Origin of the sequence: Kosakonia sp. MH5, from assembly GCF_009935945.1 — a bacterium.
Lineage (GTDB): Bacteria > Pseudomonadota > Gammaproteobacteria > Enterobacterales > Enterobacteriaceae > Kosakonia > Kosakonia radicincitans.
The window spans coordinates 455,277-474,549 of record NZ_QODH01000003.1 but is presented as its reverse complement, the minus strand read 5'-3'; the positions used below and the strand labels follow the sequence as shown (position 1 = coordinate 474,549).

12 protein-coding genes are annotated in these 19,273 nt (G+C 56.8%); 1 reads left to right on the top strand and 11 read right to left on the bottom strand.

The genetic code is table 11. The annotated features are described in order from the left end of the window. The first annotated feature begins 82 nt into the window (after window positions 1–82). Window positions 83–1,414 (top strand): amino-acid N-acetyltransferase, encoded by a 1,332-nt coding sequence (gene argA, locus DK872_RS12010; protein WP_007370368.1) that lies wholly within the window; start codon window positions 83–85, stop codon window positions 1,412–1,414. A 28-nt stretch (window positions 1,415–1,442) separates the two neighbouring features. On the opposite strand, the gene recD is transcribed toward argA, so the two are convergent. From recD to ptsP, 11 genes are all read right to left on the bottom strand, one after another. Next, window positions 1,443–3,275 (bottom strand): exodeoxyribonuclease V subunit alpha, encoded by a 1,833-nt coding sequence (recD, locus tag DK872_RS12005; RefSeq protein WP_007370367.1) that lies wholly within the window; start codon window positions 3,273–3,275, stop codon window positions 1,443–1,445. Continuing rightward, the gene (gene recB / locus DK872_RS12000; RefSeq protein ID WP_161518389.1) at window positions 3,272–6,832 is read right to left on the bottom strand and encodes an exodeoxyribonuclease V subunit beta; all 3,561 of its coding nucleotides are present in this window, start codon (window positions 6,830–6,832) and stop codon (window positions 3,272–3,274) included. The genes recD and recB overlap by 4 nt, the downstream gene beginning before the upstream one ends. Further along, window positions 6,825–9,713, bottom strand: coding sequence for a pitrilysin (gene ptrA, locus DK872_RS11995; RefSeq protein WP_079517405.1), 2,889 nt, complete (start codon window positions 9,711–9,713; stop codon window positions 6,825–6,827). The genes recB and ptrA overlap by 8 nt, the downstream gene beginning before the upstream one ends. Window positions 9,714–9,865: 152 nt before the next feature. After that, a complete protein-coding gene (gene recC / locus DK872_RS11990; protein WP_071921361.1) occupies window positions 9,866–13,237 on the bottom strand; it encodes an exodeoxyribonuclease V subunit gamma in 3,372 nt (1,123 codons plus the stop codon). Window positions 13,238–13,249: 12 nt separating this feature from the next. Then, window positions 13,250–13,573 carry a prepilin-type N-terminal cleavage/methylation domain-containing protein gene (locus DK872_RS11985; protein WP_035887647.1) on the bottom strand — a complete coding sequence of 108 codons (324 nt, stop codon included), beginning with the start codon at window positions 13,571–13,573 and terminating at the stop codon, window positions 13,250–13,252. After that, window positions 13,558–13,965, bottom strand: a complete 408-nt coding sequence (locus DK872_RS11980; RefSeq protein ID WP_161518388.1) for a DUF2509 family protein — start codon at window positions 13,963–13,965, stop codon at window positions 13,558–13,560. The genes DK872_RS11985 and DK872_RS11980 overlap by 16 nt, the downstream gene beginning before the upstream one ends. Then, on the bottom strand, window positions 13,962–14,525 hold the full coding sequence (locus DK872_RS11975) for a prepilin peptidase-dependent protein (protein ID WP_035887644.1): 564 nt from the start codon (window positions 14,523–14,525) through the stop codon (window positions 13,962–13,964). Before DK872_RS11975 ends, DK872_RS11980 begins: the two co-directional genes overlap by 4 nt. Then, on the bottom strand, window positions 14,519–14,980 hold the full coding sequence (locus tag DK872_RS11970) for a prepilin peptidase-dependent protein (protein WP_035887642.1): 462 nt from the start codon (window positions 14,978–14,980) through the stop codon (window positions 14,519–14,521). Before DK872_RS11970 ends, DK872_RS11975 begins: the two co-directional genes overlap by 7 nt. Before the next feature lie 183 nt (window positions 14,981–15,163). Next, window positions 15,164–15,958 carry a thymidylate synthase gene (gene thyA / locus DK872_RS11965; RefSeq protein WP_007370357.1) on the bottom strand — a complete coding sequence of 265 codons (795 nt, stop codon included), beginning with the start codon at window positions 15,956–15,958 and terminating at the stop codon, window positions 15,164–15,166. 6 nt (window positions 15,959–15,964) lie between these two features. Continuing rightward, a complete protein-coding gene (gene lgt, locus DK872_RS11960; protein ID WP_007370356.1) occupies window positions 15,965–16,840 on the bottom strand; it encodes a prolipoprotein diacylglyceryl transferase in 876 nt (291 codons plus the stop codon). Window positions 16,841–17,026: 186 nt separating this feature from the next. Then, on the bottom strand, window positions 17,027–19,273 hold the full coding sequence (gene ptsP, locus DK872_RS11955; RefSeq protein WP_007370355.1) for a phosphoenolpyruvate--protein phosphotransferase: 2,247 nt from the start codon (window positions 19,271–19,273) through the stop codon (window positions 17,027–17,029).

The window sequence follows — 19,273 nt, the reverse complement described above, 5'->3', positions numbered from 1 at the left end:
CGACAAAATTTGCACTTGCGCCGGACGGCAGAAAAGAATAAAAATACAGAATTTACGAATAATCATGCATTGAGGGCAGGCCGTGGTAAGAGAGCGCAGAACCGAACTGGTACAAGGATTCCGCCATTCTGTTCCCTATATTAACGCCCATCGGGGAAAGACATTTGTCATTATGCTCGGCGGCGAAGCCATTGAACACGAGAATTTTTCCAGTATTGTCAATGATATCGGCCTGTTACACAGCCTCGGCATCCGGCTGGTGGTGGTGTACGGCGCGCGTCCGCAAATCGACGCCAACCTTGCCGAACATCATCATGAACCGATTTACCACAAACACACCCGCGTGACCGATGCAAAAACCCTTGAACTGGTTAAGCAGGCGGCAGGCCTGTTGCAGCTCGACATCACGGCGCGGCTGTCGATGAGCCTCAACAATACGCCATTGCAGGGCGCGCATATTAACGTGGTCAGCGGCAACTTTATTATTTCCCAGCCGCTGGGCGTCGATGACGGCGTGGATTATTGCCACAGCGGACGTATTCGCCGTATTGATGAAGAAGCGATCCATCGCCAGCTCGACAGCGGTGCGATTGTGCTGATGGGGCCGGTCGCGGTGTCTGTCACTGGAGAAAGCTTTAACCTCACCTCCGAAGAGATCGCCACACAACTTGCCATCAAGTTGAAAGCCGAAAAAATGATCGGTTTTTGCTCGTCGCAAGGGGTAATGAACGACGAGGGCGATATTGTTTCCGAACTGTTCCCGAACGAAGCGCAGGCGCGCGTCGAGGCGCTGGAAGCAAAAGGAGATTACCACTCCGGTACGGTGCGTTTCCTGCGTGGCGCGGTCAAAGCCTGTCGCAGCGGCGTGCGTCGCAGCCACTTGATCAGCTATCAGGAAGACGGCGCGCTGTTGCAGGAGCTGTTCTCCCGCGACGGTATTGGTACGCAGATTGTGATGGAGAGCGCCGAGCAGATCCGCCGTGCCACCATCAACGATATTGGCGGCATTCTCGAACTTATCCGCCCGCTTGAACAACAGGGCATTCTGGTGCGCCGCTCCCGCGAGCAACTGGAGATGGAGATCGACAAATTCACCATTATCGAACGCGATAATCTGACCATTGCCTGTGCGGCGCTTTATCCCTTCCCGGAAGAGAAAATCGGCGAGATGGCCTGCGTGGCGGTACACCCGGACTATCGCAGCTCATCGCGCGGTGAAGTCCTGCTGGAGCGTATTGCCGCGCAAGCGAGACAGATTGGCCTGAGCAAACTGTTTGTGCTGACCACGCGTAGCATTCACTGGTTCCAAGAGCGCGGCTTTACCCCGGTGGATATTGATTCGCTGCCGGAAACCAAAAAGCAGATGTACAACTATCAGCGCCGTTCCAAAGTGCTGATGGCCGACCTTACCTGAAAGCTTGCCCCCGCGCGCTGCGGGGGCGTTACTCTGCTTCGCTGAAAAACGCATCCAGCCCGCTGCGCCGCTCGGTGCGGGTGGCAATGGCCTGCGCCAGAATACGCTCGTCGGCATAGAGTGACAGCCGCCTGCGTGCACGGGTGATGGCGGTATAAACCAGCTCACGCGTGACTACCGGTACAAACTGCCCCGGCAGGATCAGCGCCGTATGATCGAACTCCGAACCCTGCGATTTATGCACGGTCATGGCCCACGCCGTTTCATGCTCCGGCAGGCGACTGGGCTGCACGGATTTGATGCTGCCGTCCGGCAGCGGAAACCAGACGCGGATCCCCTGCCCCTGCTCCAGCGCGATACCAATATCGCCGTTAAATAAACCCAGCGCCGAATCATTACGAGAGATCATGATCGGACGGCCGTGATACCAGCGCGAATGCGCCGGGCGTGAGATCTGCCGTTTACGCAGCAGAGCCAGCTCCAGACGCTCATTCAGCCCGCTCACCCCAAACGGCCCCTCGCGTAATGCGCACAGCAACTGGTACTCGCTAAACGCCGCGATAATCTCCTCCGGCGCGGCGTTGTCATGCACCCGCGACAGATAATGGCCATAGCCGGCGAGCGCGTCGTCGATCATCGCCTGATACTCTTCTGCGCTCTGCAGCGGTTTACGCTCGATATCGCCAAAGCCCTGACTAAACACTGCTCTGGTGGCATTTTTATCACCCCGGTTGACCGCCGCCGCCAGTTGGCCAATCCCGGAATCACTGCCAAAACGATAGCTTTTTTGCAGCAAACACAGGCTGTCGCGCAGCGTGCTGGCGCAGTGCCCTTCCCCGGCGGGAACCGTTGAGCCGGTTAAACGTGAGAGCTGTGCCGCGCGCTCCGGGGTATAACCAGCGTTCACCCACGCACAGATATCGCCCAGCACCGCCCCGGCCTCCACCGAAGCTAACTGATCGCGATCGCCAAGAAAGATCACCCGGGCCTGCGGCGGCAGCGCATCGATCAGACGCGACATCATCGGCAAATCAATCATTGAGGCTTCATCGACCACCAGCACATCAAGATGCAGCGGGTTATCGGCATGATGCCGCAGGCGCTGGCTGCCCGGCTGCGCGCCAAGCAGACGGTGCAGCGTGCTGGCTTCGTCCGGCAGCATCGCTTTCTGTTGTTCCGTCAGATCCAGCTGACGCAGCGCATTGCCCAGCGACTCGGTCAACCGCGCGGCAGCTTTGCCGGTCGGCGCGGCCAGACAAATGCGGCATTTGCCGCCGTCCACCATCTGTACCAGTGCCGCAAGCAGTTTTGCTACGGTAGTGGTTTTGCCGGTTCCCGGTCCGCCGGAAATCACCGAAATACGCCGGGTGAGCGCCACGGCTGCCGCCACTTTCTGCCAGTTTATTTCGCCCGTGGTCGGAAAAAATGTCTCCAGTACCTGCGTCAGCCGGGCTTCATCCACCTCGGGTTGGCTCTGCCGTTCGGCAAAAAATGCTGCCACCTGTCGTTCGTTTTGCCACATGCGGTTCAGGTAGAGGCGATCCCCCCTCAGCACCAGCGGCGCTGGCGTTTCGCCTTCGCTGACGGCATGCGATGCCAGCAGCGTTTGCCGCCAGTCTTCAGGGTTTCCGGCCTGCTCAAACAGCGGGCTAAAGATCGTTCCCGCACTGGCATAGGCTTCTGGCGTCAGGCGCGAAAGTGGCAAACAGACGTGACCTTCACCGGCGTCGTGGCTGAGCAGCGCCGCAGCCAGCATCACCGCCGGTTCATCTTCTGTTGCCACCGTCAGAGCGAACTGCACATCCAGCGGGCGCAGCAGCTTCAGCTCTGCCGCTTCACGTAATTTTGTTGTCATACTCATGGCGTCGCCTCCTGCGTCTCTCCGGCAAATAACGCATCCATCTGTTCGATCAGTGCCGCGTCAGGACGCGTGGTGAAGATACCCTGCTGCGGGTTTTGCGCCTCAACGCCACGTAAAAAGAGGTAGATTACGCCGCCGAAATGCTGTTCATAGCGGTAATCCGCGATGCGGTGGCGCAAGTAACGATGCAGCGCCAGGCTATATAATTGATACTGCAAGTCGTAGCGGTGCGACTGCATTGCCGTCGCCATCGCCTCCTGCGTATAGGCCTCCGCGCTTTCGCCCAGCCAGTTGGATTTGTAATCCAGCAGGTAGTAGCGCCCGTCGTGGCGAAAAACGAGATCGATAAAGCCTTTCAGCATGCCGCGCACATCGCGGAAATCGAGCGGCGGGCACCCTGCCGACAGCGGATCGTAGCGCCGAATTAGCGCATCCAGTGCCTGAGCGCTCATCGTCTTCGTCACAGGCAAGTAGAACTCCATCTCCACCTGTTTCTCCTTCGCCGTAAGCTGGCTCAGCGAAATGCCCGTTCCGGCCAGCGGTGCATGCAGCACGCTCTCCAGCCAGCGCCTCAGTACCGGCTCCCAGTGCTCTTCGTAACCCCCTGCCAGCACTCTTTCTGCCATCCATTGCGGGGAGATTGGCTGGGTAAAATCCAGATCTTCAAACAGGCTATGTAAAAAGGTTCCCGGCGCTGCGCCACGCGGGAACTGGTGTGGCGTTAGCATCGGTTCAGCAACAACCTCACGCTCACCGGCTGCATCGATATCCAGACGCGGCAGTAGATCCTGGGCGATGCCGTGAGCACGCTGCTGCAAGCCGGAATAGCTGGTCACGCGCCAGTCGTCGGCAATTTTACGCGTCACTTCCCGTGCGCTCAGAGCAGGCAACGCCGTTTGCGGCAGCTGCCAGCGGTCGCTATCAGCGGCTGGCGGCGTGCAAAGGGCGATATCGTCATTGCACAGCGCCTGTAATGCACGCTGCAAACCGGCAGCATCGAGCGCTTCACCTTTCTGAATCAGCCGCCCAAGCGCGCTCTGATGGAAATCAGTTTCGCCCGTTTTGCCACCGCGACGACGAATCAGCGGCGCAATCCCCAGGCTGCAGTGCCAGACCGAGCGCGTTAATGCCACATAGAGCAGGCGCAAATCTTCCGCCAGGCGCTCGGTTTCCGCCAGTTCGACACTCTCGTCGCCGTGGCTTAAATCGAGCATCGCCGCAAACGATTCGCGGTCATGATAGAAACCCTGATCCTGAACGCGGAAATTCGCAATAAACGGCAGCCAGACCAGCGGGTACTCAAGGCCTTTGGATTTGTGGATGGTGACAATCTGCACCAGATGTTTGTCGCTCTCCAGACGCAACTGCTCGCTGGAGACATTGGCATTCGGTTCGGCGATGCGCTGCGCCAGCCAGCGGGTAAGTGCATGCTCACTTTCAAGCTGCGTTCCAGCTTCCTGCAACAGCTCGCTGATATGCAGAATATCGGTTAACCGCCGCTCACCGCCAGGCGTAGCCAGTAAATTCTCTGCCACATTGCGCGCACTCATCAACGTGCGCAGCATCGCCATCACACCGCGTTTTTGCCACAGTTCGCGGTAGTGAGAGAACTCCTCAACTTTCTCATCCCACGCCTGTTCATCGAGATTCAGCGCTTCAATATCCTGTGCGGTCAACCCCAGCATGGAGGTGGCTAATGCGCTACGCAACGTACTCTCTCGCTCCGGCGCCAGCACGGCATGCAACAGCCACAACAGCTCCTGCGCTTCCGGCGTGTCGAACACGCTGTCGCGGTTAGAAAGATAGACGGAGGGGATATCCAGCAGCATCAGGGCATCACGAATAAGCGACGCTTCGTGGCGGCTACGCACCAGCACGGTGATATCCGAGGCTCTGACCGGACGCACTTTCTCATGCTCGCCCTCACCTTCGTACAGCAGCGCCTCGCCCTGCTGGCCAGCACTCAGCCAGTCGCGGATCTGCGAGGCGCAGAGCTGCGCCATAAACCCCTGGTAATCGCCGACGCCGACGCCTTCGCCGTCCATCAGCCACATTTTCATGGCTGGCTGCATTTCCCCACGAAAGGTAAAGCGCAGGCCCGCATTTTTAGCGGCGGATTTAACCGGCAGGAATGGGATCTGGCGAAACATAAAGGCGTCTTCCATCTGCATAAACAGGCGGTTAACGCTGGCAATCATTCCCGGCGACGAGCGCCAGTTGGTATCAAGGGTATAGCGAGCGCTCACTTCATCGCGCGCTTTCATATAGGTAAAAATATCGGCGCCGCGAAACGCATAGATGGCCTGCTTCGGGTCGCCAATCAACAACAGACCGCACTCTGGCTGCTCATGCCAGATACGGCTGAAAATACGGTATTGCTGCGGATCGGTATCCTGAAATTCATCGATCATCGCCACCGGGAAGCGTTCGCGGATCGCAGCGGCCAGCGCCTCGCCGTTCGGGCTGCGCAATGCGCTATCCAGACGGCTGAGCATATCGTCAAAGCCCAGTTCGCCGCGACGACGCTTCTCTTTCGCCACCGCCTCGCGGATTTCACGCATTGCGCTGGTCAGCACCAGATCGTCAAGCGTTAACGGCTGAGCCAGTAGTTCCTCGATTGCGACAAAAAGCGGATGTTCCGGCACCACGCCATCCGCTTTGGTGCGTTCAGCAAGGAAAGACTGGGCAAACTTCTCCAGTGCCTCCGGCAGCAGGTAACTGCGCGTCTCCTCCTGCGCCCAGGCGGACACTCGCTCAATATACTTTGCCTGGTTGCCGCGGTTGAATTTTCGCCGGTCGATGCCGGACGCTTCAATCACCGGTTCCACTTCGGCCACCGCGGCGTTCCACTGCTGCTTGATAGCTTCAATCCGGGCGATAATGCTCTGATGGCGGGAAACCAGCGTTTCATCTGCCGGCGGTGGGGATTTGATTTGCGGCGCTTCGCCCTGCAGGTAGCGATCGATCGCCTTCAGCAGTTCCTGCGGCCCTTTCCACGAGGCATGAATCGCCTGGGCAATCTCGCGCGGCAGCGGGTAGCAGTGACGCCGCCAGAAATCCGCGCAGGCCTGATAGCGCAATAGGGATTCATCTTCCACCAGTTGCTGTTCAAACAGCATGCCGGATTCGAACGCGTTCAGGCTGAGCATGCGCTGGCAGAAGCCATGAATGGTAAAGACTGCCGCTTCATCCATTTGCCGCTCGGCCAGCATCAGCCAGTACGCCGCCTGCTGCTTATCGGCGATCTCCTCCAGCAAACGGGCATATAAGGGGTTGCTGCTGCTTTCCCGCAGGCAGGCAATACGTAACTCATGGATATTACTGCGGATACGGCCACGCAGCTCTTCGGTCGCGGCCTCGGTGAAAGTCACCACCAGCAGCTCTTCAACGCTGAGTGGTCGAGGGAAGGCGGCATTGCCGCCCAGCCCTAATAGCAGCCGCAAATAGAGTGCGGCGATGGTGAATGTCTTGCCGGTGCCCGCCGAGGCTTCAATCAGGCGCTCGCCGGTAAGCGGCAAGCGCAGGGGATCAAGGGTCTCAGCAGTGGTTTCACTCATCTTTCTCGGTCATCTTCGGTAAGGATTGCTGCAGGGCGCTGACGCTGTCCCAGACCTTCCAGCCTTGCGGTTGAGCATATTCCGCTTTCCCGCTCTGGCTACCGGAGATCTGCGACAATATCGCCATGCCTTGCGGCTCTACCACCGCCTGATGGAAGAAGTCGGCAAGTTTCTGCGGCGTCAGCAGTTTTATCTGAGCGACTACTTTATCACGTGAATCGAAGCGCATATTGCCGCGATCGAAATCTTTGCTGAGTTTGGAAGCCTCTTCACCTAACGTTTGCGGCGCTTGCACTATTTGCGCAATCACCCCCTGCTGAATTTGGGCAAACTCTTCCGGTTTCATCGCCCGCAGCTTCGCTTCCGCTGTCGGGAAGAAGGCCTTATAGCGCTCCCAGAGATACGCCGGTTGCTTATCATTGCTCTGTAGCAGGAAACCCATGCCCCACTGACGGCCAACGCTCATCGGGAAAGCAAACACGGCGTATCCAAGCTGTTCCTCAGTACGTAACTGGTTATAGAACCACGGCTGTACAATTTGCCCCAGCATCGCACTGTAGGCCGAGCTGCTGTACTCATCAAAATCCGGTGGTACGAACACCGCGGCCAGCGCGGAATCCGTGCTGTTGCCCGCCTTTTCAAAGCTCACATTCTGCTGTTTATCAACCACGACGTCCTGGTTACGGCACCACACTGTGCCATTGGCACCCAGCTGTTTTTGTACCGCATGAGCAAGGTCTTTCGCCTGCTGCTCGCCAAGGTTACCAACCACGAGAAATTCCGGACGCGCATTGCTCTTCAGTGCATCGCGATAGTGCAAAATGTCCTGCAGAGAGATTGATGGCAACAGTGCACGACGATCTTCACGCAGGAAGTACGGGACCTGCGACAGCATCTGCACTGGCATAATCGCCTGATCGAAGGCTTTACCCTTCTCTGCCGAATCCATCATTTGCGCGTACCAGGATTTGGCCTGCGCAAGCTGTTCTTCCGTCGGTGTATAGCTGAAATATCCGCTCAACAGCGCCTGGAAAAGCTGTGGCAGGCGCTGTGTGTAACCATTGGCGTTAAGCATCAAGCCATTGTTGGCATTCGTAGAGAAGGTGATGCCCCCGACAGCCGCCTGGTTGCTCAGTTGATCGAGCGCAAGCCCCGCCAGATAGTCATTCAGCGCAAACATCACCTGGCTCTTCGCAGTATCCATCGCCTGTGGATTACGCAGCACCACGCTGACATCCGCCTTCGGTTCGCTGGCAAAATAGCGGCTCGGCATATACACCACGCGTAGCGTCGGCTCATCGACAATCAGCTCGGGATGCTCGTACTGCTTCTGCGGTTTGATCAGCGTGAAATCGTCCGGAATATAGGGGTTCAGCTCGGGGAATTTCAGCGTAATGCCGCTCTCCCGCTTCTGCCAGTCGGCAAAGGTTTCCGGGGAAATTTTATCAACCTGATAAGGCGCATCGACAAAATAGGCAGTTTTATTGTGCGGCTCATCCGGGCTGATATACCAGATGCGGGCATTTTGCGGCGTCATTTCGTTAAGACGCGTCTGCACCGCTTTGGCATCAAACTGGTCGGCGATATTTACCGAATCCAGCGTATGCGCAACCGGTACGCGGATCATGGTATCCGCCAGCCACTCAACATAATCCATATCGCGGGTAATGGAGGGGTAGCGAAAATCAAGGTCAAGAATATGGGAAAGCTCGTCGAAATAACGCTTATCGATGCCTTTTTCACGCAGCAGTTGCAGGTAGCTGAAAATCGCCGCCACCACCTGATCGCGATTCGCCTGGCCTTTATCTGTCAGAGTAGCGGAAATCGCCAGCACGCCGCTGTTGCCGTTGACCACTGGATCGGAGTCGCCACGGATCCCTTCAACCAGCCCCTGGCTTTGTAGCCAGTCAGAGAGCGTGCCCGGACTGCGATTGCCAATCAGATAGGTGATCAACTCGTCCGTTTTACTGCGAAACGCAGCGGTGTTGTTATCGATACGGAACTCAACACGCAGCACTTTGCGCGGCACAGCCGGAACATAGTGAATGATGACACCTTTCTGCGCGTCGGTGACGACGGGAACGGTGATTTCCGGCTTCGTGATGTTTTTATTCGGCACACGGCCATAGGTCTGTACCGCAAGCGTCGCCAGTTCGTTCAGCGGACGGTTGCTGTAGATGACCGCTTTCATCAGGTTCGCAGAGTAGAATTTATCGCGAAACGCCAGCAGCGCCTGGTGTACCGGGCTGCCCGGTTTGTCGCTCAGCGTTTCGAGGTTGCCGCCGGAGAAGCGCGCTCCCGGATGCGCCGGGTTAATGGTCTCAGCGCTGACCTGCGCCATCCGCATCCCGTCACGGGTACGCGCCATGGTCAGCTCGGCGTTGACCGCGTTGCGTTCGCGCTCGCCATATTTTTTATCCAGCATCGGGGCGGCAATCGCATCCGCCAGACGATCAACGGCGCCGTCCAGCGCGTTATTTTCCACTTCCAGGTAGTAAGCGGTGCGGTAAGGCGCAGTACTGGCGTTATGGCTGCCACCATGCAACTTGAGGTATTCGGCAAGGCTGTCCGGTTGCGGGTATTTTTTGGAACCCATCAGGGTCATGTGTTCCAGGTAATGCGCAAGGCCAGGATGGGAATCAGGATCCTCCAGCGAACCGATCGGTACGACCAGCGCGGAGAGAGATTTCACCGCCTGCGGATCGGATACCAACAGCACAACCATGCCATTATCCAGACGAATCGCCTGATACTGGCGGGTATCTTTATCGCTCTTGTGGATCGTTTCCTGAACCGGTTGCCAACCATTGTCGGCCTGACTGAATGGCGCCCAGAGGGCAAAAAACAGGACGAAAACTTTTAACCAGGTGCTGCGGGGCATTCACGAACCTCATCATTAACGTTTCTGGCGGCTCCAGTAACTGTGGAACTGCCAGATATACTCGCGCTGGCTTTGCCAGCACTCTTGTTATATCAGTCCGTGACCGTCGCGCATAATAATGGATGCTTACGGCTTGCGCAATTTTTATACAATCAGTCGGACTGATTATGTCGATAAAGCGGTAACAGGAAACGGCGCGCCTGTTCGGTGATTTCAGCGTAACACTCTGGCTCAAGGGTACGCCACAACCGCTGATACCATATATCTTCACCTTCACCGCGAACCATCATATTGCCCTCCCAGGCTTGCAGAAATTTGCTTTGCGCTTTCTGTAGCGTTTCCTCGTCCATTAACATGGCATCATTTGCAGCGTCATAACAGGCTTTTATCCACGCGCCGCCGCTTTCCGGCACCAGTAGCAGCGGTTTCGTCATCCCTTCCCGGTAGCCGTCGATCATCAGTGCCAGAGAGTCCATCGCCTGCTCTGGTTTCAGCGGCGGGAATCGCCACTCACCTTCTTTACGCACAAACAATCGGCTTTCGCCGGTACCACCGCTGGCACAGTAGACAAGATGCTCAAGCCAAAGTTGCAGCCCCTGAGAAACGCTCAATAAAGAGGGTCGCCAGCGTAGCAGGCCATCCGGCTGCACACGTGACAACCAGCCCGTCAAATGAACGCCTGCACAGTGAAGATCGATCTCCTGGCTTACGGCAGGTTGACGATGCTCGATGACGCGACCGGCAAGTTCCTGCATCTCCTGGCACTGTGTTTCCCAGATAATTTCGCCAAAAGCGCCATAAGGCAGCAGGCCCGCAGCGCGATAACGGCGGAATAATTTATCTTCGTCCTGCTGCTCCACTAATGTGTTGAGCAGTTCAAGATTCAACTGGTACCGGTCTAAACCATCGAGGATAAACGGCTCGGCATCAGGGATCTCACTCTCTTCCGGACGGAAGTTGACCCGTAAACGCATCTGGAAAAAAGCCCTTACCGGATGCGCCCAGAAGCGCTGAAGCTGATCGAAGGAGAGCGTTTCCAGCGGCTGACTTTCCAGCGTCTGGATAAACGGTGAATGCGCTTCACCCTGCGAACTCGCCGCAGGCAGCCATTCACGGGCATAACTCTGCCACTCGTCAGCAGTAAAGTTCGCCGGATCGAACGGCATACGGGTATGTAAATGCGTGATATGCGCTTTCACCCGACGCTCGCTGTCATCGCAGTTCAGCGCTTCATCCCCCACCAGGCAGTGGCTTTGGCCAATGTAATCGACCAGTTCCTGCACCAACACGGAAGGGAAACGCTCTTTGTTATCCTGGATAGAACGGCCGATATAGCTGATGTAGAGCTGCTGCTGCGCCGAAATTAGCGCTTCCAGGAAGAGATAACGGTCGTCGTCGCGGCGGCTGCGATCGCCGCGCTGCGGCTTCTGGCTCATCAAATCAAACCCCAGCGGCGGGAGCGTGCGCGGGTAAACGCCGTCATTCATGCCTAACAGACAAACAACTTTAAAGGGAATGGAACGCATCGGCATCAGGGTACAGATATTGACCGGACCGGCGAGAAAGCGCTGGCTGATACGCTCCTGATCCAGGCGCTGGGCCAGCTCATCGCGGAGTAAAGAAAGCGGGATCGCTTCGCCATACTTCGCGCCAACACCCTGAGCGATGATCGCCTGCCACTCCTGCTCGATCAGCGCCAGCGCCGCTTCGGTATCCTGATCGGGCAGGAAAAAGTCGTTGAGCATATCACGGCAAACCGGAAGCCACTCCTCCAGCGGACGCGCTTCAGAAAGCCCACGACGCCAGATATTCAATTGCATCAGCAGCGTTGCCAGATGCCCCACCAGTTCAGCAATCAGCCCACTTGATTCATCGTAAGGCAGAACGGATTGCCATTCGCCGTGGCGGCTCTCCATAGCATAACCGATGAGCATACGCGTGAGGCCAAACTGCCAGGTGTGCTGCCCGGTCGGCGGCAACTCAAGCTCGCGCACGTTGTCATCATCCATCCCCCAGCGAATACCGGACTCATTAACCCACAACCGCAGGTAACGCAGCCCCTCTTCATCGATGTTAAAACGCGCAGCCAGCACCGGAACATCCAGCAGCGCCAGCACATCTTCAGAAACAAAGCGGCTGTCCGGCAGCGATAGCAGGCTAATAAAAGCCTGCAGCGCCGGATGCGCCTGCCGGGCGCGGCGGTCGGAAATAGCATAGGGAAGATAGCGCTCGCCGCTGGCACTGCCGAAAACGGCCTGGATGTAGGGGCTATAACTGTCGATATCCGCCACCATCACCACAATATCGCGCGGCGTCAGTTCCGGATCGGCTTCCAGCATCGCCAGTAAACGATCGTGCAGGATCTCCACTTCACGCTGCGGGCTATGGCAGACATGTACCGTCACGCTGCGATCGTCGAGTGATAGCGTTCGCTTTTTGTCGCTGTGGGCAAACTCTTCCGCAGTCACGCCAGCCACGGCGCTGTTTTGCAACTCAAGGATGTCGTACTTCAGGTTTTGCAGCAGGGAACCGGGCGTGATATCAACAAAAGCATCCAGTTCCTCGTAACGATCCATGCCTGCCAGCAGAAAAATGTTATCGCGCCCCAGCTTTCCCCACGAGGCCAACAACGGGTTTCCTACATCCTGTTCACCGTCGTCATTAAACAGACCACCTGCGTTTTGCGTATCGCGAAACAGCGGAAACAGACGATCTTCCCGGTGATGGCGGCGCTGGCGGGTAACCAGCCTTGCCAGAAATGCGGGATCTTTGATATCTCCCCAGTAGTAACGACAGGGATTGGTAAACAGCAGATGAACATCAATGTGCTTACCCAGCGCCTGCAGAGCCTGTAAATAGACTGGCGGCAGAGCAGAAATACCGCAGATGAAGACGCGGGACGGCAGACCTGCGGGCGGCGTCTGTGCCGATTCGAGTGTGTTGATAAAACGTTGATAGAGGTTGGCGCGGTGCCAGTGAGGCTGACCAAGCGCAGCGGTATGTTCCACCAGAGCACGCCAGAGCGGAGCCTGCCACTGTTGCGCCTCGCCCAACCCATCAACGGTTTCGCCCGCTTCCCAGCGTGTCAGCCATTCCGGACGGTAGACAAGGTACTGGTCGTAAAGATCCGCTACCCGCGACGAAAGCTGAAACAGTTTGCGCTTGTCGTCATCGTCATTCAGGTAGTGACGCAACATGGCGAACTCTTCGCGCTCCAGCATGTCCGGCAACAGCGACATGAGCTTCCAGCCCATGCTCTGCTTGCTAAAAGCGCTCTCTTTGGGAATGTCATCGAGCACGCTGACAAACATGTCCCAGATGAAACTAGCCGGGAGCGGAAAGGTGATATTGGCGGCGATGCCAAACTTTTGCGCCAGCGTCATCTGAAGCCATTGCGCCATGCCGGTGCTTTGCACCAGAACCACTTCCGGTTCAAAGGGATCGTCGAGTCTGTCTCGCTCAACGATAAACTCCATCAATGCTTCCAGCACATCCAGGCGATTGGAGTGGTAAACCCTTAACATAAGCGCTCCTGACTACTGACTGTTCGGACAAAATAATCGCGTCATCTGCCCCTGCCTGCCCACTGGTGAGGTGACGGTGACGTTGATGCTGACACATCCCTCTGCCGTTGTCTGCCCCCGGTTTACCTGCCAGCCAGGCGGCAAAGGCGGTGCGTCGGGTTGCGCCTGTTGCCATGCATATCGCCACAACTGCCGCCACTGGCTGGCAGACCAGAACCCTGATGCCAGTGCCCGATGATAACCGCCCAGTGCGGTAACCACCATCACCATCAGCAGCATCGCCAGCAATACCTCCGTCAGGCTGAAACCCCGTTGCTTGTTCAGGGAAGCAGACATAGCGCCACCTCGTTTAGCGGACAAAAATCACTCCAGCCATGCGGCAAAAAGCGGATATTACCACCGCTTACTGCCCCCAGATGCCACAGTACATCCTCTTCGTTCGCAACGATCAGCAACGCGGAACCATCGCTGAAAATGCGCAGACAACTGCGCAAACCCGCGCCAGAAGGTTGCCGACACTGTAACAAGGGTTGCGATGGCCATACCTGATGTTGCGCCCACGCCATCGCCGAGTGGATTTCAGCAATATTGCGTAATCCGTGAATCTCACGATTTACGCGCCACAAATGGCTGGAAAGTTGCTGATTCAGGCCATTCAGCATCAGGCTTCCGAGCACCAGTAGCAGCAATACCAGTGCCAGCGATGACATTCCCCGTTGACGATTCATAAGTTATATCCGATGACGTCCAGCACAGCGTTCGCCGTCGTTCCTGCATCACCGGGAAGAGAGGCGGTGAGCGCGACACTAAGCTGTGGGGCATATCCTGTCGTCTCGCGCCTGGTCACGTTAAAACGCGAGACAGACATCTGGGCAGGATCGGTCGTTTTTTCCCAGCCCCGTCCGGTACAGGACGTTGCGCCACGCAATGTCTCCAGCGCACCATTTTGCAGACGAAACCCCGTTTGCTCCGGTTCGCTGCTCGCAGAAGATTCCCAGCGTCCGTTGCTGTTGGCATCCCACTGCATTATCACGCACTCTCCGCTACTGCTGATAACCAGCGGCTGGCCAGTGCAACTGCCGTTGCAGTAGCCCGCCCGCTGTAACTGTTTTGCTACCGCCCAGAGTCGTTGCCAGAGATCGTCCTCCAGCGTCTGGATACGAGTCTGTTGCAAAACGGCGGCTTGCAGTGCCGGTAAAAAGCGGGCAGAAGCCAGCAGTAATATGCTGCCAATAGCCATTGCCAGTACGGTTTCCAGCAATGAAAAACCCCGTTGACTGTTCAACATTGATCGTCCTTCGCGTTCTGACACATTCTGATGCGCCCCCAGGCTGAAACCACGATCCGCCACTCTCCGGCACTGCTGCGAACGCGAATATGCCCGGGCCATGCGGTGTTGCGCAAACCAAAGAAGCCGAGCGACGGCGTCACATCCAGGAGCGTCACCTCAGGCCAGGCGGGCATAACGGCGAGCGGGCCTGGCGTGGCGCATCCCGCAGAGGGCGTATTGAGCAGGCACCAGCCTTCGCTCCCCCGTGCCGAATAAACCCGTTGCGCCTGATTATGCCAGTTCGCCTCCTCGCGTAACCGTTCCAGAAAGTGGCGAACTTGTAGCGCGGTCTGCCATAACCGCTGCTGCGCCTGCCAGTGCTGCCAGCCCGAGAGCCCCATACCGCTCAGGATCGCGATCAGCGCAACGGCAATAAGCGTTTCAATAAGGGTAAAACCTGCTTCGTTTTTCATGGCGGCAGTGTGCAAGCGGTGGATGTTCAGAGCGAGGCAGAAAAGGGAAAATTACGAGGTGTTACGAGAGAAAAAAATGCATTTGCAGTGGCTTGCACAGCGGCTGCGAGCAACGCCGAAAAACCGTTTTTTGATGAAAAAAACCGGCGCATTACTGCACCGGTTGTGTCATGTTCAGCCTGGTCAGACAGCGACCGGCGCTTTAATTGCCGGGTGCGGATCGTAACCTTCAATATCGAAATCTTCGAAGCGGTAATCAAACAGCGACTCTGGCTTACGTTTGATCACCAGTTTCGGCAGCGCGCGGGGTTCGCGGCTGAGTTGCAGATGCGTCTGCTCAAGGTGGTTGCTGTAGAGGTGCGTATCGCCCCCCGTCCAGACAAAATCACCCGGCTCCAAATCGCACTGCTGCGCCATCATATGTACCAGCAATGCATAGCTGGCGATATTGAACGGCAGCCCAAGGAACACATCGCAGGAACGCTGATAGAGCTGGCAGGAGAGCTTGCCGTCCGCTACATAGAACTGGAAGAACGCATGGCAAGGCGCCAGCGCCATTTTGTCCAGTTCGCCGACGTTCCAGGCAGAAACGATAATACGGCGAGAGTCCGGATCGTTTTTCAACTGGTTGATAACCGTTGAAATCTGATCGATATGGCGGCCATCCGGTGTTGGCCATGCGCGCCACTGTTTACCGTATACCGGTCCGAGATCGCCCCGCTCGTTGGCCCATTCATCCCAGATGGTGACGTTGTTTTCGCGCAGATAAGCGATATTGGTATCGCCCTGCAGGAACCACAGCAGTTCATGGATAATTGAACGCAAATGGCAGCGCTTGGTGGTCACCAGCGGGAAACCGTCCTGCAGATTAAAACGCATCTGATGGCCAAAAATAGACAGCGTGCCTGTCCCGGTGCGGTCATTTTTCGGGGTGCCTTCGGTCAGCACCTTTTGCATCAATTCTAAATACTGTTTCATGGTTCCTCAGGAAACGTGTTGCGGCGAACGATGGCGGTACGCCCAGATCATCATAATAGCGCCTGCGACAATCATTGGAATGGAGAGGATCTGCCCCATGCTGATGTACTGCACCCATTCGCCGGTAAACTGCGCATCGGGCTGGCGGAAAAATTCAACAATGATACGGAACGCACCGTAGCCAATCAGGAACAAGCCGGAGACCGCGCCGGTCGGGCGTGGTTTACGGATAAACAGGTTAAGGATGATAAACAGGACAACGCCTTCCAGCGCCAGCTCATAGAGCTGTGACATATGACGTGGCAGCACGCCGTATGTATCAAAAATCGACTGCCATTCCGGATGCGCTGGCAGCAACGCGACATCTTCCGCACGCGAGCCGGGGAACAACATAGTAAAAGGGAATGAGGGATCAACGCGGCCCCATAATTCACCATTGATAAAGTTGCCCAGACGTCCGGCACCCAGACCAAATGGGATCAGCGGCGCAATAAAATCAGAGACCTGGAAGAAGCTGCGTTTAGTACGACGCGCGAAAATCACCATCACGACGATAACGCCAATCAGGCCGCCGTGGAAGGACATACCGCCATCCCACACGCGGAACAGATAGAGCGGATCGGCAAGGAATAGAGGGAAATTGTAGAACAACACGTAGCCGAGGCGGCCCCCCAGAAATACCCCCAGGAAACCTGCATAGAGCAGATTTTCCACTTCGTTTTTCGTCCAGCCGCTGCCCGGACGGTTCGCCCGACGCGTAGCCAGCCACATTGCAAAAACGAACCCTACGAGGTACATCAACCCGTACCAGTGCAGGGAGACGGGTCCAATGGAAAAAATCACCGGATCAAAATCGGGAAAACGCAGATAGCCACTGTTCATCTGTCACCACAACTTGTTGTTCTTCCGCCGAAAGTGGACAGCGGTTTACATATGCGGTCGCAACCGGCGGCCGCTCCAAAGGGGCGAATCATAGCATAAGGGGGATGCATGAGTTGCGCCGAAGTTGTAAAAGATATGTATAGTCAAACAGCCACGCGCTTATTTTACCTCTGAACAAGCAGACGCTTAAATCCCGCCGCGGATCAGGCCGCCCAACCCGCGCCGCTCCATAAAAGCGGCAATCTGATGGCGAACTTCGGCAGTTAATTGCGCCTCAAGCGTGCGATTTGCCAGCACCTGCGCCTCTTCAGCATCAATACGCCGCAGCAAATATTTGATGCGCGCGACCGAACGCCCATTCATCGACAAATGGCGATAACCAAGGCCTATCAGCACGGCGACACACATCGGATCCCCGGCCATTTCACCGCACAGGCAAAGGTCGATGCCTAACCGTTCCGCCTCAGTAGCCACCATCGACAGCGCACGCAGCACGGCCGGATGCAGACTGTCATACATTGTCGCTACGCGGGTATTGTTGCGATCCACCGCCAGAATATACTGTGTCAGATCGTTAGTGCCGATGGAGATAAAATCAACGCGGCTTGCCAGATGCGACAACATAAACACCATTGAGGGCACTTCCAGCATCACGCCAATACGCGGGCGTGGAATGGCGTAGCCGATCATCTCTTCGACTTCACGTCCGGCGCGTTCAATGAGCCGTTTTGCCTCATCCACCTCGTCAATGCTGGTGATCATCGGCAGCAGAATACTGAGGTTGCCGGTCGCCGCATTAGCGCGCAGCATGGCGCGCACCTGCACGAGGAAAATTTCCGGCTGATCGAGCGTAATACGAATGCCTCGCCAGCCAAGACAGGGATTTTCCTCGCTGATGGGCATATAGGGCAGTTGTTTATCGGCGCCAATATCCAGCGTACGCAGCGTTACCGGCTTGTCGTTGAACATTTGCAGCATGCCCTGATATTGCGCCACCTGCTCCTCTTCCGACGGAAAGCCGCTTTGCAGCATAAAGGGAATTTCAGTGCGGTACAGCCCGATACCGTCGATGCGGCTGCCGAGTTTCTCTTCATGCTCCGGGCTTAAGCCAGCATTCAGCATTACTTTCACCCGCTCGCCGCTTTTAAGCTGCGCCGCCAGATTGACATCATCTTCGGCGAGACGGCTGAGCTCATTTTCCTCAGTGATGAGACGCTGGTATTCCTGTAGCAGAACCGGTTCCGGATCCACCAGCAATTCGCCGCGGTAACCATCGACAATCAGCGTACGGCGATGCAGCGCAGAAGGCTGGATATCCGCCCCCATCACCGTCGGAATGCCAAGCGCGCGCACCATGATCGCGGCATGAGAGTTGGCGGCACCGTCGCGCACCACTACGCCCACCAGCCGATCGTGCGGCAACTCTGCCAGCGTTGTCGCCGAAAGCTCATCGGCGACCAGCACAAAGCGCTCCGGCCAGGTATTCGGCCCCTGAATATTGTCATCAAGGTGGAACAGCAGACGCTGGCCGAGGGTCCGGAGATCGCCGGCCCGTTCTTTCAGATAACCATCGCTGAGCGCGGCAAACTGTTCGGCGAAACTTTCAATCACCGTTTTCACCGCCCATTCGGCCACCACGCCTCTGTCCACTTCTTCGAACAGCTCACGGCGCAAACGCGCATCGGAGAGCAGGTGGGAATAGAGATCGAAAATCGCCGCCGTCTCTTTTTGCGCACCGGCGGAAAAACGCTTGCTGTAACGGCGGAATTCGTTGGCAGCCTCTTCCAGCGCGCTGGTCAGCCTTTCACGCTCAAGCGAGGTATCCAGCGTCGATGCCGGATAAACCTGCTCCATCAACGGCAGGGTTTGATCCATCCAACCTTCGGCAATGGCAACCCCCGGCGAAGCAGGCAGCGCGCGAATACGAGTCTGCCGATACTGACCAAACAAGGCATTTAATTGTGACTGGGAAAGGATCCCGGCGACCTGGGTAGCCAGTGTGACCAGAAAGGACTCTTCGCTTTCATTGTACTGGCGCAGCTCACGCTGCTGCACAACCAGTACGCCAAGCAACTGACGACGCTGGATAATTGGTACGCCGAGAAACGCGCGAAAACGCTCCTCTTTTACCGCAGGAATATATTTAAAGCTGGGATGTTTCTGCGCATCGGCAAGGTTGATAGGCTCCGCCAGTCGGCCAACCAGGCCCACGATCCCCTGATCGAATGCGAGCGTGACAGTGCGGCCACGCGGCTTTTTTAAGCCGCGCGTCGCCATCAGATAAAAACAGCGCCTGTCGTGATCTGCAAGATAGACCGAGCATACTTCGGTTTCCATCGCCAGACACACGTCGGTAACCAGTATCTCCAGCGCTTCGTTAAGACGCGGCGCGCTGGCAACTTTCTCAACTATTTCTCGCAGTCGGGTGAGCAT

Excerpts from the sequence above, each read along its gene's own strand:
- recD (WP_007370367.1), bottom strand. The coding sequence starts at position 3,275 with ATGAGTATGACAACAAAATTACGTGAAGCGGCAGAGCTGAAGCTGCTG.
- recB (WP_161518389.1), bottom strand. The coding sequence starts at position 6,832 with ATGAGTGAAACCACTGCTGAGACCCTTGATCCCCTGCGCTTGCCGCTT.
- ptrA (WP_079517405.1), bottom strand. The coding sequence starts at position 9,713 with ATGCCCCGCAGCACCTGGTTAAAAGTTTTCGTCCTGTTTTTTGCCCTC.
- recC (WP_071921361.1), bottom strand. The coding sequence starts at position 13,237 with ATGTTAAGGGTTTACCACTCCAATCGCCTGGATGTGCTGGAAGCATTG.
- DK872_RS11985 (WP_035887647.1), bottom strand. The coding sequence starts at position 13,573 with ATGTCTGCTTCCCTGAACAAGCAACGGGGTTTCAGCCTGACGGAGGTA.
- DK872_RS11980 (WP_161518388.1), bottom strand. The coding sequence starts at position 13,965 with ATGAATCGTCAACGGGGAATGTCATCGCTGGCACTGGTATTGCTGCTA.
- DK872_RS11975 (WP_035887644.1), bottom strand. The coding sequence starts at position 14,525 with ATGTTGAACAGTCAACGGGGTTTTTCATTGCTGGAAACCGTACTGGCA.
- DK872_RS11970 (WP_035887642.1), bottom strand. The coding sequence starts at position 14,980 with ATGAAAAACGAAGCAGGTTTTACCCTTATTGAAACGCTTATTGCCGTT.
- thyA (WP_007370357.1), bottom strand. The coding sequence starts at position 15,958 with ATGAAACAGTATTTAGAATTGATGCAAAAGGTGCTGACCGAAGGCACC.
- lgt (WP_007370356.1), bottom strand. The coding sequence starts at position 16,840 with ATGAACAGTGGCTATCTGCGTTTTCCCGATTTTGATCCGGTGATTTTT.
- ptsP (WP_007370355.1), bottom strand. The coding sequence starts at position 19,273 with ATGCTCACCCGACTGCGAGAAATAGTTGAGAAAGTTGCCAGCGCGCCG.